Annotated in this window: 13 protein-coding genes and 1 tRNA gene; 10 read left to right on the top strand and 4 right to left on the bottom strand. The window is 61.2% G+C overall.

The window, feature by feature from the left end; all coding sequences use genetic code 11:
- The first annotated feature begins 89 nt into the window (after positions 1-89).
- The 6 genes from KDL09_RS07830 (at position 90) to KDL09_RS07805 (ending at position 5863) form a co-directional block, all read left to right on the top strand.
- A complete protein-coding gene (locus KDL09_RS07830; protein WP_294383537.1) occupies positions 90-902 on the top strand; it encodes a hypothetical protein in 813 nt (270 codons plus the stop codon).
- A 5-nt stretch (positions 903-907) separates the two neighbouring features.
- Positions 908-1474: a hypothetical protein gene (locus KDL09_RS07825; RefSeq protein WP_294383533.1), complete on the top strand. Its 567-nt coding sequence runs from the start codon at positions 908-910 to the stop codon at positions 1472-1474.
- A 4-nt stretch (positions 1475-1478) separates the two neighbouring features.
- Positions 1479-2921, top strand: coding sequence for a hypothetical protein (locus KDL09_RS07820; RefSeq protein WP_294383526.1), 1443 nt, complete (start codon positions 1479-1481; stop codon positions 2919-2921).
- The gene (locus KDL09_RS07815; RefSeq protein ID WP_294383524.1) at positions 2918-3148 is read left to right on the top strand and encodes a hypothetical protein; all 231 of its coding nucleotides are present in this window, start codon (positions 2918-2920) and stop codon (positions 3146-3148) included. Before KDL09_RS07820 ends, KDL09_RS07815 begins: the two co-directional genes overlap by 4 nt.
- Before the next feature lie 127 nt (positions 3149-3275).
- Positions 3276-4490, top strand: a complete 1215-nt coding sequence (locus tag KDL09_RS07810; protein ID WP_294383521.1) for a hypothetical protein — start codon at positions 3276-3278, stop codon at positions 4488-4490.
- The gene (locus KDL09_RS07805; RefSeq protein WP_294383518.1) at positions 4487-5863 is read left to right on the top strand and encodes a glycosyltransferase family A protein; all 1377 of its coding nucleotides are present in this window, start codon (positions 4487-4489) and stop codon (positions 5861-5863) included. The genes KDL09_RS07810 and KDL09_RS07805 overlap by 4 nt, the downstream gene beginning before the upstream one ends.
- 20 nt (positions 5864-5883) lie before the next feature.
- On the opposite strand, the gene KDL09_RS07800 is transcribed toward KDL09_RS07805, so the two are convergent.
- Both KDL09_RS07800 and KDL09_RS07795 read right to left on the bottom strand, forming a co-directional pair.
- Positions 5884-6975, bottom strand: coding sequence for a tyrosine-type recombinase/integrase (locus KDL09_RS07800; protein WP_294383516.1), 1092 nt, complete (start codon positions 6973-6975; stop codon positions 5884-5886).
- A 215-nt stretch (positions 6976-7190) separates the two neighbouring features.
- Positions 7191-7267: transfer RNA gene (locus KDL09_RS07795), tRNA-Pro, on the bottom strand.
- A gap of 192 nt (positions 7268-7459) precedes the next feature.
- Between KDL09_RS07795 and KDL09_RS07790 the strand changes: the two genes are divergently transcribed.
- From KDL09_RS07790 to KDL09_RS07775, 4 genes are all read left to right on the top strand, one after another.
- Positions 7460-8536 (top strand): ABC transporter ATP-binding protein, encoded by a 1077-nt coding sequence (locus KDL09_RS07790; protein ID WP_294383514.1) that lies wholly within the window; start codon positions 7460-7462, stop codon positions 8534-8536.
- Positions 8533-10230, top strand: coding sequence for an extracellular solute-binding protein (locus KDL09_RS07785; RefSeq protein WP_294383512.1), 1698 nt, complete (start codon positions 8533-8535; stop codon positions 10228-10230). Before KDL09_RS07790 ends, KDL09_RS07785 begins: the two co-directional genes overlap by 4 nt.
- An 11-nt stretch (positions 10231-10241) precedes the next feature.
- Positions 10242-11936 (top strand): iron ABC transporter permease, encoded by a 1695-nt coding sequence (locus KDL09_RS07780; RefSeq protein WP_294383510.1) that lies wholly within the window; start codon positions 10242-10244, stop codon positions 11934-11936.
- 68 nt (positions 11937-12004) lie between these two features.
- Positions 12005-12661, top strand: a complete 657-nt coding sequence (locus KDL09_RS07775) for a hypothetical protein (RefSeq protein WP_294383506.1) — start codon at positions 12005-12007, stop codon at positions 12659-12661.
- Here the strand turns inward: KDL09_RS07775 and KDL09_RS07770 are convergent.
- Positions 12658-13824 carry an FAD-dependent oxidoreductase gene (locus KDL09_RS07770; RefSeq protein WP_294383498.1) on the bottom strand — a complete coding sequence of 389 codons (1167 nt, stop codon included), beginning with the start codon at positions 13822-13824 and terminating at the stop codon, positions 12658-12660. The genes KDL09_RS07775 and KDL09_RS07770 overlap by 4 nt on opposite strands.
- The gene (mnmA, locus tag KDL09_RS07765) at positions 13821-14888 is read right to left on the bottom strand and encodes a tRNA 2-thiouridine(34) synthase MnmA (RefSeq protein WP_294383493.1); all 1068 of its coding nucleotides are present in this window, start codon (positions 14886-14888) and stop codon (positions 13821-13823) included. The genes KDL09_RS07770 and mnmA overlap by 4 nt, the downstream gene beginning before the upstream one ends.
- Positions 14889-14928 lie beyond the last annotated feature (40 nt).

Genomic DNA, 14928 nt, shown 5'->3' with positions numbered 1-14928 from the left:
GGTTCCGATTCGGTGAAGCTCACCGAGGGCAATCAAATCGTTCAACTCCTCACGGAAATCCGCGAGGGCATCGGAGACTTCATGGCCGTATGACCGTCGCGCCCGTCCATGAATTTGGCGAGACGAGCTTCGCCATGCCCGGTGCACGGTTCAACCGCCGCCTCGACGGCCTCGACAGCGGCACGCTGGAGTGGTTCAGCCCCAACATCGTGGCCTTCAATCCTGGCGCGGCAGCTCCCGGCTACAGCGGACTCATCATCCAGGAGGTCGAGATCGAGGAGGATTATCCCGGGCGCTACGTCCACCGCCTGCAATGCCTCGGCGTGCTGGGCAGCAAGCCCAACCGGAAACTCAAGAGCAGCTTCCGCCGCACCCTCGACACTTTTGACGAGGGCAGCGAGGAATGGATCGCCCTGGGCACCGGCTTGATCGCGCTGGGCTCCTCCCCGGAGGGCCACGCCTCCATGCACTGCGTGGACGTGACCGAGGATGAACTCGAATCGGGCTACTTCCGCATCAGCGCCTCCTATCGCGGACTGCTCGGTGAGAAGCCCTACAAGCGCCGCATCGCGGTCAACGAACAGATCCTCTCCCCGAGCGACCCGGTCTATCTCAATCTTCCCGGTGGCTGGGAGGACCCGCGCAAGTCGCAGTTCAGCTTTCCCAAGGTGGTGGTGATGGACACCTACATCACGACCCAGCATCCCAACACGGCCGCCATTCCCGGCATGATGGCACCGCCCAACCCGCCGCCCGTCCAGAACCTCTACTATGAGGGCAGCTCCGTGGTGTTTCAGTGGCCGTGGAACTGGAAGCTCGCCAGCATCGACGCCGACAACGTGGGCACGGTGTGGGCCACCACCTACACCTATGAGTTCGTCTGGCCGGTGCTGCCCGGATAATCGCCATGTCCCTGGTCCAAACACACAAATCACGTCCAGGCGTAGGCAGCGTCCCGTCCCGCGCCTTCGTGCGCTGGGGCACGCTCATGCGCGTGCTGGCGCCGCTCATCCAAAGCGGCAAGATCAGCGTGGAGGGCATCGAGGTCCAGGAGATCGCGCAGGGCGTGCATCTTCGCTCCAAGGGAGGTGGTGGCAGCACCGTCGATCATCCGTGGCGCATTCGCTCCTCGGGCAACAGCTACAAGCTCACACCCGGCAGTGTGAACGGCTTGGTGCCCGGCAACGTCTCCACGTCCTTCACCAAGAACCGCTACGTGTGGGTCCATGCCACTCTCAATGCCTATGGCTGGGTGACCGCCGTGGAGATGCAGAGCGCGGCCTCGCCACCCAACATCCCGCCGTCCTGGTTCAGCGCGGATGCTCCGCCCACCGACGCCTACTACCCCGTCGCCTACGTGGATGATGACGGCGTCACCTACCAGATGTGCTCCAGGAATCTCTCGCTCACGCGCAACGTCGTGCAGATCGACTGTGCGATGAGCCAGTTCATGATCCGCTGGGAGGAAAACTGACGCCATGGCAGCTCCCGACTGGAATCCCTGCCTGAGCGCAGCTCAATCCTTCTTCTCCGCCCCCATGCACTGCGGCTGCAACTGCAGCGCCAGCGCACGCCTGCAAACCCGCAGCGCCAGCATGCGACTTGGGCCGCTCGGACATCGTGCATTCAACTTCCTCAACGACAAAGCCTATCGCAGGCTGGTCAGCTCCACCCAGTTCAACAGCAGCCGTTCACCGCTCAACGGCGCGGGCAACTGGTTTGGTTCCGAACAGGTCACCGCAGTCTATGACCAGTGGGGCAACATCACCTACAGCGGCCAGCGCACACGCAGTTGGAGCGAGCAGTCCGTTCACTTTCTCTGGAAGGGCGTGTTGATGGTGAGCGGCCAGTATTCCGAATCGGCCACCATCGATGAGCACGGCTGCCTGCAAGGCACCTGGCAGTTCAACGGCATCCGGCAAAATGGCATTCCCTACAATGACGGCGGTTCCATCGAGGGAAAGCAGACCGTCGCCTCACGCTGTGACGCCTATGACTGTCCAGCCGGCATCGGCTGCGGTTTCCCGACCATCAACATCACGGCCACGCAATGGACGGAAAACTGGACCTGCTCGAACAGCCCCAACGCCCGTCCGGGCAGCTACACGCACTCGCGCACATTGTCCGAGGAGGTCACCGCCAGTGACATCATCGCCACGATTGATGCCGCGTTGCCTGCCATCGCAAGCGTTCCATGGGGCGGCGACGTGCTCGGTGTGATCCGCCGCATCGGTTACACCACCAACTGCGAGGGCACGCTTGGCGACACGCTCACCGATTTGCAAAACGAGCTCGCCGCCTTGCAGCAGGCCGCCAGTGACGCCAGCAACTACGTGGCAGACTACCAGCAGCAGCTCAGTGACGCGCAAAACGCGCTGGGTGACTATGCTGGCGAGTGGCAGGCCGATCATCAGGCATGGCAGGCTGAGAAAGTCGCCCGATGCCTGGGCGAAGGAACCATGGATGGCTCCGCCTTCACCGAACTCGAAGGACGCGTCTTTGCCCGAGCCTGTCAAATCGGGCAGCTCAACGCCACCGTCTGTGGATTGAAGGCAGCACTGGCCGACGCGGAGGCTGTGCAATCGGTGGCGTACCATTTTGTCACCCTCAAACAGGACGCCATTGCCAACGTCAATCAACGCTGGCAACCCATGCCAGAGGCGGGCGGCATCTACTCTTTCGAGGGGGTGTCTGATCAGATGCCCTACTGGATCGACAAGGGTCACGCGCAGGCACGGGTGAAGGTCGAACTCAATCATCCCGCGCAGGGCTCCGGCGAAACCTACCGCTGCACCTGCGGCACGGATTCCTTCGACGTCACGGTGCCTGCCGGAGAATGCATCGCTTACGGCCCGCCGTTCACTTTCACACTCGACACTCCGTATGGCGTGGAGATCGAAAACATCACCGCGCCACCATGAACAATCTCCCGCGCCCCAAATGGGTGATCCCCGCCATCATCACGCGTGCCGTTCACGCCGCACAGCAGCAGCGCTATGGCGACGCGGTGCATGAGATCGCCCAACCCATTGCCACCGTTCTCGACCATGCCCTTGGCACCGATCTCGCCCATTGTGGTAGCTGTGCTGAGCGCCGCGAACGGTGGAACCAGAACGCGGACTCCGATAAAGCCGCGAAAGAGGCCTGAGAAACACACAGCGCTTCGCAAGGTGTGTGGGTATGACCCGCTCGTGCGTGATGCGTTTGCAGCTTGTTGCGACCATCAAGCCTGCTTGTTGAGACCATCGGCCTTTGACACGCCGCGCTGTCGCAACATGCGACTTCATTGGGATCTCGACCTTGGCTACCTCGTGCGCACTCCGGGCACCGACATCCGGCTTGTGTCACTGGAATTCAAACGCGGCGACGCCACCACACTCGACCTGCTTTTTTACCGCTCGGGCGTGAGCGTCCTGCTCGGCGCTGACTTCGACATCCGCTTCGCGCTCAAGGAAAAGAACCGTTACGACACCAACCCGGTCGTCTACACCGCCAGCTTCACCGAGGACGCGAACAACAAAATCTACACGGCGCGACCGTCGCTCAATACGACCGAGCTCAACGCGCTGCTGCAGGTGGACAACACGAACTCCAACGACCTGGCCAGTGTGGAACTCGCGGGCGAGGTCAGCTACCGCATCGGATCCGACTCCGACGAATGGCTCTCCACGCAGACGCTCAAGGTCACGGTGCACAACGATGTGGTCCGCGGCGAGGAGGGCACGCCCACCAGCGCGCAGCAGCCCGACAACTACCTCACCAAGGATCGTGTCATCGAATACCTCCCGTTGGTCGTGGGTCTCACCGGCGGCGGTTCAACCAAGCTCGATGGCGTTGCCTCCCCCTCCCTGCCCCTCGGCAAACTGGTGGCTCTGGTGGACAACGGCACCAACCCCGCCGTGCTCCGCACCTATGAACTCGATGCCAGCACCGCTGCGGAGAGCTCTCCGGACGTGATCCGTCCGGACGATTACAACGCAACGACCAACGCGCGAGTCTGGAGGCTGCGTGCCCCCTCCGCCGGCAATGCCGTGCGTTACGATGCCAGTCAGGGGCTCAACGGCACTCAGCAGACGACCGCCCGCAGCAACATTGGCGCGGCGGCCCGCAACCACGCTCACCGCACCTTCCTCGAAGCGCTGGTGTTTGCGCCCGAGTCACAGGTGTCCTTGGGAACCTACGACCTGTTCATGCTGCCAGACCTGTCTTCCGGACAGGTGGACTTCAAGCTGCGGCTGGGCTCTCCAGCCAATGACAACATGGCCTTCCAAATTTTCGCCCAGGGCCCCTCCAATGGCTGGGGCGGCTGGAACAGCATCGGCATGGCCTACATCGACAGCGGCCAGTTCGAATCCAGCGTCGTGTCGGCATCACTCAACCCGGGCGACATGATCCGGCTGGAAGTCCAGAACGACGGCTCGGGCTACTACGGTGGTCCAGCCTACGGCCTCTATGCCTTCGCCTCCATCTTCACCAGCACCGAGCCATGATCATTGCACGGCCCGTTGCCAATCACATCGCAAGGACCCACCTCAAGAGCGCGAGACTCACACTCGTGGTCACCGTGCACGAGGCGTACCTGCAATGGCTGCCTTCACTGCTGACCAGTGTCCGTCAGCAGAACCTCGCGTTCCGCAAGATGCTGGTTTGTGACGACTGCCAACCCAAGCAGATCGATCAGGAGTGGGAGGTGCTCCATGGCGTCTGGCATGATCCCAACGCCGCACGCAACGCGGCGCTTGAGCACATCACAAGCGACTGGGTGGTGTTCTGGGACGCCGACAACGTGATGCCTGGTGACTACCTTCAAACCGTGGCCGTGGCAGCCGAGCATGCGAAGCGCAAGACCGCCATTCTCTACCCTTCGGTTGTCCGGGTCACCGATGATCAAAAAGTCGGGTTCCGAGCCAATGCACAACCCTGGAACTACTGGAAAGCCAAAGAGCGCAGCATGGCGGACACCTGTTCTGCATGGAAGCTGCTGGCACTTCACCAGCTTCCCGAGGTGTTTCGAGCAGGATGCTCGCCCCTCGATGACTACTGCCTCGTGCAGCGTCTGACCGAACTCGGGTGGAATGGCGAGCCGGTTCCCTCAACCGTCGCACTCCGTGACCACCCGCTGCGTCGATCCCTCACCAAGCGACCCCGAACCGCCGACACACTCTGGCAGGCTCGCCGGCACGCGATCATCACACCATGGTCCGCCCGCTGGCACTGCTGCGAGGAACTTGCCACGTGGTTCTTGAAGGCGGAACTCCCACCGCAAACGAGCATCGTCTGGATCGACAACAGCGGGGATGCAAAATTCGCGACCTGGCTTTGGAGGCTCGCAGCGAAGCTGCGCAAGCGGTGGCAAGTCCAGTCGATTGAAATCCGCAGCGTGCACGGCCGCGCGAAAGATCAAACCTATGAGGCGATTCACACGCAGGTCGCGCGGCTCTACAACCTGACGATGACCGGACGCACCGAGGACATTATCATCACTCTCGAGGATGATGTGCTCCCGCCCCTCGATGGCCTGCAGAAGCTATGCGAGCCCTTCCTGCCCTTCACCAAGGTTGCCGCGGTGGCAGGAGCATATCCGACGCGCGGACAACCCGACCGTGTGGCCGCCTCAACGACCTCCGACCGTTGGGGCAGGATGCCGACGATGGACTCACTTTCCGACCAAGTTCAACCCATCGGCATGGTGCCCGGCGGGTTCACCGCCTGGGCGGGATGGGCACTGCAAAAAGCGCTGCCGTTCCACACCACCGAACAGCCCAAGCTTGGCTGGGATGGGACAGCCTCACGCGAGCTCACCTTGGCCGGCAGCGACCTCTTCCTGCACGGTGGGGTGAGATGTGAACATCGAACCCTCTGATCCTCGTTGCGCAACGAACTTCACGCGCATTTGATCACCCGGCGCTCCGCTTCGGTCGGAGCGGAACCTTGCCACTGGGAATCTCGGCCTCGCTCAGGCTTGATCCACGCCCGGTTGATTTCAGAATCGTTGGGAATCAAATGACCGTAGTGGTCTTCCACCACATCAACCCGGTCACCCAGCCAGCGGGCAACCTTGTAGATCGAGGTTCCGCTCGAAACATGCAGGCTGGCAAAGGTCCGCCTGAGGTCATGGAAAGTGACGTCTTTGAATCCACAGCGTTTCACCAGATTCACAAAAGCAGCCCGAAAATCGAAACGGTAGCGATAGGATCCATGCTGAACTTTTGGGGCAAGCACGTAGCCGGAACTCATCGTGTAGTGCGCGCGCAGCCAGTCTGCGAATTCGTTGGTCAATGGAATGGTGCGGTTGTCCCTGTCCTTTGGTTGGAAGGTGTCCGTGGCCTGCACATGCAGAAGCCCCGAGTGGAGGTCGAACCAGTTTGCGCGGGCCTCCACCACCTCCAGCTTGCGCAATCCGGCGTGCAAACCGCAGTAGATGGCAAACTTGAGATCCTGGTTCGAACTGGCGGCCTCCAGCAGCTTCACGGCCTGGTGAGGCAGCAGGAAGTTGCGTCGCTGGCGCATGGGCAGCTTGGGGATATCCACGTCCCGAGTCACATCACGCGGAATCTTGCCCTTCTTGACCAGCCACTTCATCCAATAGTGGACGATATTGAGGTAGGCGACAGCCGTGTGCGGATTCTGCTCCCGATGCCGGTCAAACCAGCGCTGGAGCCCAGCCTTCGTGATGAGGCGTGGACTCTTCACTCCGACCTTCTCGACCATCTTGGTCAGCACATAGCGGCGTGACGTGAGTGTGGACACGGCAAGCCCCGCCTTCTTCTGCTCATGAAGATAGATTTCGATCTCCTGCGGGCACGAGCCCGCCACCTCTCGCGCATTGTTTGTCACCTGCTCCTGAATTTCACGTGCCCGGATGATGGCTTCAGCCATGTCATCGGTGCCAAGAGCGAAACGCTGCTGAGGCAACCCCGGCAGCGGAGTGAAACGCAGCCACCACATCGTGTGCCTTTTGAAGAGACCTTTCATAGACCCAGAACCCTGCGTCAATTTGAGGCCTCGTCGGCGAAAATGGCGGGTGCCGTGGGGTGCGGCCAGTGGACACTGATTGATGCCCTCCTGTGCTAAAGTGCTGTGCTAAAACATGCCAAAATGTGCTAAAATCCTGTGCTAAACCTAGCACACATTGCATAAATTGCTTATAATCCAAATCCCCGTAACTCGTTGATTTTGAATCAACAAACTGGTCGGGCTGGCGAGATTCGAACTCACGACCTCTTGCACCCCATGCAAGCGTTCTACCAGGCTGAACTACAGCCCGACCTTGTTTGACTTCCCTCCGCCGGTGCCATGTTGGGGTGGCCTCCTTCGGAGAGGGGCGCATTCTGGACAGAGCGGCCGTCTTTGCAACCGCGATGTTGCTTTCCTCGAAGAATCCCGGCCCGATTCACCGGGCTTGCCATCATCTCCCGGGTCACGTAAAAGCAGCAGGAAATCCGCACCGGTTCGCCGCATGGTCACGATCACAATCCAGGAACTCACCAAGCGCTTCGGCGGCAGCGTCGTCCTCAGCAGTGTGAACCTGCAGATCGATGCCGGTGAACTGTTCTTCCTTCTCGGCCCCAGCGGCTGCGGCAAAACCACCCTGCTGCGCCACATCGCCGGCTTCTACACGCCCGACGAGGGGAAAATCTGGTTTGATGATGAGGAAGTGACCCGCCTGCCCGCGCACAAACGCGGCACAGGCATGATGTTTCAAAGTTACGCCCTCTGGCCGCATCTGAACGTGGCGCAAAACGTTGCCTTCGGGCTCGAAGAACGCAAAAGACCGCGCAAAGAGATCGAGCACCGTGTCGCCCAAGCGCTGGAGCAGGTGAAGCTCAGCGGTCTCGGCTCGCGCAAGATCCAACAGCTCTCCGGCGGCCAGCAGCAGCGTGTCGCGCTGGCTCGCGCGCTGGTGATTCGTCCGAAGTGTCTGCTGCTCGACGAGCCTCTTTCGAATCTCGACGCGAAGCTGCGCCTCGAAATGCGCACCGAGATTCGACAGATCTGCAAGCAGCACGGTCTCACCGCCATCTATGTCACGCATGATCGCGATGAAGCGCTCAGCATGGCCGACCGCATGGCGATCATGGAAAGCGGCAAACTCGCGCAAGTCGGTGCACCCGCTGAGATCTACCGCAATCCCGCCACGCGCATGGTGGCCGAGTTCATCGGCGAAACCAACTTCATCGAAGGACGTGCGCTGCGCGAGAGCAGTCGCGAGGGCTTCTACGACGTTGAAACTCCCTTCGGTGTACTGCGCGGTCGCACCGACGGCACCTGGCAGCCCGCAGCCGGCCAACCGGTCCTGCTGAGCATTCGTCCCGAATCGCTCACGTTCGGCAATGTGCTCGACTCCCCCAACCGCTTTCCCGGTCACATCGTGGACACCACCTACCTCGGCGCCACGGTCCAATACCTCGTTCAAATCCACGGCGGACCGCTGATGAAAGTCTGTGAGACCAACCCGCAAGAAATCCGCCTGCCATCAGACGAGGCAACACGTGCGATGGCCGCCATGAACGATGTCGTGATCCTGCGCAAATGAACGAGCGCCTCACAGCCCTGCTGGAGCATCCGCGCACGCGCGCTGTACTCGCTTGGTTGCAGCACTGGCGCAAGGAAGTGGCCGTTTCCGTGGCGATGCTGATCACTCTTGCCGGTCCGTTTCTTCTGAAACCGGCACAGAGCACAGCTCCGGCCCGTTACGACCGTCGTCTCGTCATCATTTCACCGCACCACGATCGCATTCGTGAGGAGTTTGGCCAGGCCTTCGCCGCCTACTGGAAGAAGACGCATCATCAAACCCTGTTCATCGACTGGCGTGTGCCTGGCGGAACGTCGGAGATCGCCATGCTGATCAAGTCCGAGACCACGGCGGCGTTTCAACAACACTGGCTGCGTGATTTGAAAAAGACGTGGACGCCCGCCGTCGCTCAGAGCTGCCTGAACGCGAAAGCCGCACCTGATGACGAGGCGCGCAAGGCCTACCTCGCCTCCAACGTCGGCACCGGCATGGATGTGTTCTTCGGCGGCGGCGCCTATGACTTCGAGCAGCAGGCCAAAGCGGGCACACTGGTGGCCGGTGACGGTGAAAAGACCGGCATCAGCAGTCTCATGAAACGTCATCCCGCGTGGTTCAGCGACAGCGGCATTCCTGAACGATTGAGCGGCGAGCCGTTTCGTGACCCGCAAGGCCGATGGTGCGGTGCGTGCCTTTCGAGCAGCGGCATCGTCTTCAATCGCGACGTGCTTCGTCGCATCGGCATCGCCGAAGATCCGGACTCATGGGACGACCTCGCGGATCCGCGTTACTACGGTCAGATTGCGTTGAGCGATCCCGGCAAAAGCGGTTCGGTTACTAAAGCGCTCGAGATGCTGATCCAGCAGCAGATGCAAATCGCCATCGACCGCCTCAAGGCCGCACCCAACCTTAAACTGACTCCCGATGAACTCGAAGCACGTGGCGTTGCCGAAGGCTGGAACGAAGGCATGCGTCTGATCCTGCGCATCAGCGCCAATGCGCGCTATTTCACAGACTTCTCCACCAAGATCCCGCTCGAAGTCGCCAAAGGGGACGCCGCTGCGGGCATGTGCATCGACTTCTACGGCCGCTCGGCGGAAGAGGATGTGCGCAAGGCCGACGGAACGTCGCGCGTCGGCTTCATCGCCCCGTTGGGCGGCACTTCGGTCAGCGTGGATCCCATCGGCATGCTGCGCGGCGCACCCGATCCCGAACTCGCGACCGCGTTCATCGAATTCGTGCTTGGCGATCCCGGGCAGAAGCTGTGGAGCTTCCGCGCAGGCGAGCCCGGAGGCCCGCGTCATCACGCGCTGCGCCGCCTTTCTGTCCGCCATGATCTCTACACGCCGGAAAACATCGCCCGCATGAGCGATGGCGACGAGGCGCCGTTTGAAAAGGCCAAAGCCTTCACCTACCACCCCGAACGCACCGGAGCCGCCTTCAGCGCCATTCGCTTCCTTGTTCGCGTCATCTGTGTGGACTCCCACGATGAACTGCATGCCGCGTGGAAAGAGATCATCGACAACGGCATGCCGGAGCGTGCGGTCCAGGTGCTCGAAGATCTCACGCGCGTGAAGTATGAGGCCGCCACCGGCAACATCTCCAAGATCCTCTCCTCCCGCGACAAAACCCAGGAGACGCGCCTCGCCCGCGAACTGGGAGACGCCTTCCGCAATCAATTCATCCGCGCCGGCACGATGGCGCCACGTGGTTTGTAACTCCCTTCCCGATGTCAAAAACTCTCTCGCTCCTGATCTTCCTGGTGATGACCGCGTTCTTCGCGTGCTTCTTCGCCTATCCGATCTGGGCGGCACTGGAGACGGCGTTTCGCGGACCGGACCACAAGTTCACCCTCGACTACGTGTCCGAGGTGTTCCTGAACGCGCTGTATCGCGAAGGGCTGTGGAATTCATTCATCATCGCCGTTTGGACGACACTGGGGGCTCTCTGCGTCGCGCTGCCTCTGGCCGTATGTTATGTACGCTTTGCGTTTCCAGGACGTGCGCTTCTGAATTCGCTCGTGCTTATGCCGATGATTCTGCCGCCGTTCGTCGGCGCCATCGGCATCAAGACAATGCTCGGACAGGCGGGCGCGCTGAACAGCCTGCTGATCAATCTCGGCCTCATGGATGCGATGCATCCGACGGACTGGCTCGGCCAGCATCGCATGCTCGGCATCATCATCATGGAGGTGCTGCACCTGTATCCCATCATCTATCTCAATGCCGCTGCAGCGCTTTCGAACCTCGATCCCGCTCTAGAAGAAGCAGCCGCCAATCTCGGCAGCAATGCCTGGAATCGTTTCTGGCGCGTCACGCTGCCGCTCATCATGCCCGGCGTGTTTGCGGGCGGCACGATCGTGTTTGTGTGGTCCTTCACCGAGATGGGCGTGCCGCTGTTGTTTGACTACGACCGCGTGACTGCCGTGCAGGTCTTCCGCAGCATCAATGATCTCAGCGGAAACCCCTTCCCGTATGCACTCGTGGCCGTGATGCTGGTGTTCAGCACCTTGTTTTATCTCACCAGCAAACTCCTCTTTGGCAGTTCCAGCGCCGGTGGTGGTGGGCGTGCGACCACCGGCCGTGAGACGATCAACCTGCCCTCCTGGCTTGGCTGGGCCTGCACAGCGTTTTTTGCCTTCGTGACCTTCCTCGCGGTGCTGCCGCATCTCGGAGTCGTGCTGCTCTCATTCTCCAAGGACTGGTATGGCACGGTCATTCCTCACTCGCTTACGCTGGAGCACTACCGTGATGCGCTCGGCCATGAACTCACGCTGTCCTCCATCGCCAACAGCTTGAAATACTCCGCGCTGGCGATGCTGCTGGCGCTCTTCCTCGGCATCGGCGTGGCCTACGTGTCAGTCCGCACACGCATCTGGGGCCGGCAAATTCTCGATGCGATGGCCATGCTGCCGCTTGCCGTGCCGGGAATCGTCATGGCCTTCGGCTATCTCGCCATGACGCGCGAAGGTCAGCCGTTCCACTGGCTCATGCTCGGAGAGGATCCGCTGCTTCTGCTCGTGATTGCGTATGCGGTTCGTCGCCTGCCTTATGTGGTGCGCTCTGCCGCCGCCGGCTTCCAGCAGGTCAGTCCCACGCTCGAAGAAGCTGCGCAAAACCTCGGCGCGCGTCCGGAAAAAGCCCTGTGGCGCATCACACTGCCGCTGGTGACGCCCAACCTTGTCGCCGGTGGTCTGCTCGCTTTCTCTTTCGCGATGCTTGAGGTCAGCGACTCGATGATTCTTGCTCAACAGTCGGCGTACTTCCCCATCACCAAGGCCATCTACTCGCTCGTCCTCGCCCTTGGCAGCGGCCCAAATCTCGCCTCCGCCCTCGGCGTCTGGGCCATGATCTTTCTGGCTGTCACGATTCTGGGGGCGGGCGTGATCCTCGGGAAGAAGCTCGGAGCCCTGTTCCGCGGTTAAAATCAGTCACAATGTAACGCTAACAAGGTTTTCTTGACGTTGCCCAAGTTCAGGAGTGAGATGGCTCCATGAGACGCCCTTGGATCAAGATTGAAACCTGTACGCCAGACAAACCGGAGATCTGCAGCATTGCCACGCAATTGCGCATGGACCCGGATACCGTGGTGGGCAAACTGGTGCGTCTCTGGTCTTGGGCCGAGTTGAATCGAATCACTCCGAGCGACCTGGGCGTCACCCACGAATTCCTCGACAAGCTTGTTGGTCGCAAAGGCTTCGCCAAGGCTCTTGAGCAGGCGGGCTGGTTGGTGGAAACGGATGGAAAGCTCTCCTTCCGTAACTTCCAGCGGCACAACCACCCGGTGGCACACAGCAGGGCATTGACCGCGAAACGGGTGGCCCGTCATCGTCTGCGCAAACTCAAGGCTGCTGCCGCCATGGAAGCCGCATCCGTAGAAGCCCCGACAGCGGAAGAACCGCAACCGATGGAAGAGATCCAGCCTGAGGCGATTGCCGCCTCCCCGTTGGAAACGCCGGTCGAGGAACCCGTTCCATCGGAGCCGCCACAAGTGGAGGAGCCGGAAGCCTCCACAGACGCTTCTCCAGAGAACTCTCCGGAGTCAGCTCCGGTGACTGAAGCGCGGCCACCTGAGGAAGAAGCGCCGGAGCCGAAGAAGCGCCGCTCCAAGTCCTCCGGTGAGGATCCGGACCAGCCGATGCTGTTCTAGTTCGATGCCCGTGCGCCGTCGGAATTGGCGGCGATTTTTTCGCGCCAGCAATAACGCTCAGCCCATGGGTTCGGTTTTCGTTCGACGACATCCGCAATGATCCTACCCATCACAGGGGTGAACTTGAACGCGTGGCCCGAATCCCCGGCGGCAACGATCAGCCCGGAATGATCAGGATCATGGTCGATCCAAAAGGAGCCATCAAACGTGTCGCAGTAAAGGCACACGCGTGTGGCGGCAACGGCCGCATCAGCCAACGATGGAAACGTCTCGCGCAGGAAGGCACGGTATCGCTCTTCTTCGCCGACCGGCAACGTACGCTGGTCATTGGCATTCACGCGGCGGCCCGGACCGTGGTTGGCCACCTTGACGAGACCGTCGGCATTCGCGGGAAAGCCATACCAGCCGGTTCTGCCGATGTCAGCGCCCCAGACCGGAAACTTCGGCGCCGTGAACGCCTCGGGATGGTCCGGCTTGAAGTGAAACACCGTCTGCGCCGTGGGCCACATCACGTTTTGCAGATGCGGTAGCAGCGTGGGCGTCCATGCGCCCGCAGTGACGAGAACGTGATCCGCGTTCCAACGAGTGCCGTCGCTGCAAACAATGCCGGTGCAACGATCACCGTCGAACAACGGACGAGGCGCGGCCGCCTCCTCGATGATTTCAACGCCCGCCATGCGCGCTTCAGCTGCTAGACGCGCGATGACACGTCCGCTTTCGACCCAGCCGCCGGTGGGGTTGAGATAGCCGTCGCGATAGACGTCCTGATTCCATGCTGGATGCAGATTGGGCAGCATGGCGGATGATGTGCGACGCAGCGTGTGACCACGTGATTGGAGAAACGCATGGCTGTCGTGCTCGAAGCCGCCGGGATGCAGTTCATCACGCGACATCACGAGGAAGCCGTCCTCGTGATACAGCTCTTCGCCCCATTTCGCGTTCCATTCGCGCCAGCGGATCAGACTGTGCTCGCCCATGGCGGTGTGCTGCTCATCGGCCGCATAGTCCATGCGCACCACCTTGCTGATGTCCGTCGATGCCGCATCAGGATGCGGAAGCCGGCCTTGATCAATCAGAGTCACCGACCATCCGCGTGCGCGGAGTTCCAGCGCGCTAGTCAGTCCGAAACACCCGCCGCCGAGGATGAGAATGGAGACGTTCATTCGTGATGGATCGTTTCAAACACCGCACCGCCGAGCAGACGATCGCCTTCATACAAACCGCAGATCTGCCCCGGCGTCAGCGCGCGCTGCGGCTCGCGATATTCGAGCTCCGCACGCCCACTACCGAGCGGACGAAAGACGGCATCGCCCGCCGGGCAGCGATAACGCGGCTGTGCCTGAAGGATGCGTTCCTCCGTCAATGGCTCGCCCGTGCTCGAGATGGAATGCAGCGTTGCTTTGCGCGCCCACAGCAGCGGAGTGTCCGAGTTTTCGATCGCGACGACGAGTTCGTTGGTGGCCGGACGCTTCGCCACGACGACATAGGCCTGCTTGTGGACAGGGCTCGCGACGCCGTGGCCTTTGCGCTGGCCGAGGGTGTAAAGATGCAGTCCGCGATGCTCTCCGAGCACCTTGCCTTCGAAGTTCACGATCGGACCGGGTTTGTCGGGCACAAAGGTCCGCAGAAAGTCCTCCATCTTCACCTGTCCGATGAAGCAGATGCCCTGGCTGTCCTTCTTCTCCGCCGTCTTAAGGCCGAACTCGCGCGCACGATCTCGTAGTTCCGGCTTGAGCAGATGGCCGATGGGAAACTGCGCAATGCGCACCTGATGCGGCTGCATCATGGCGAGAAAGTAGGTCTGGTCCTTGTTCGGGTCGGCGCCGCGCAGCACATGGCCGCCTTCCTTGCGTGCGTAATGACCCGTCGCGATCGCCTCGAAGCCGTGCTCGCTCGCCCAGTCCCACAGCACGCCAAATTTCATCTCACGGTTGCACATCACGTCCGGATTCGGCGTGATGCCGGTCTGGTAGCCTTCGAGCAGATACTTGACCACCTTCTCGCGGTATTCGGTCATGAGATTGACGACACGAAACGGGATGCCGAGCTGCTTTGCCACGGCCTCCGCATCCACGATGTCCTCCTCCCATGGGCAATGCCCGATGATGTTCTCCTCGTTGATCCAGTTCTTCATGTACACGCCGGACACGTCATGCCCATCGCGGACGAGCTGCGCGGCGGCCACGCTGCTGTCCACGCCTCCGGACATGGCTGCGAGAATCTTCATGCCGCGAGAATCGGCGGCTGGCGCCGCGCGTCAACGGAGA

Origin of the sequence: Prosthecobacter sp., from assembly GCF_020439865.1 — a bacterium.
Classification (GTDB): domain Bacteria; phylum Verrucomicrobiota; class Verrucomicrobiia; order Verrucomicrobiales; family Verrucomicrobiaceae; genus Prosthecobacter.
The sequence above is the reverse complement of the archived record's forward strand: the minus strand, read 5'-3'. Positions and strand labels throughout refer to the sequence as shown.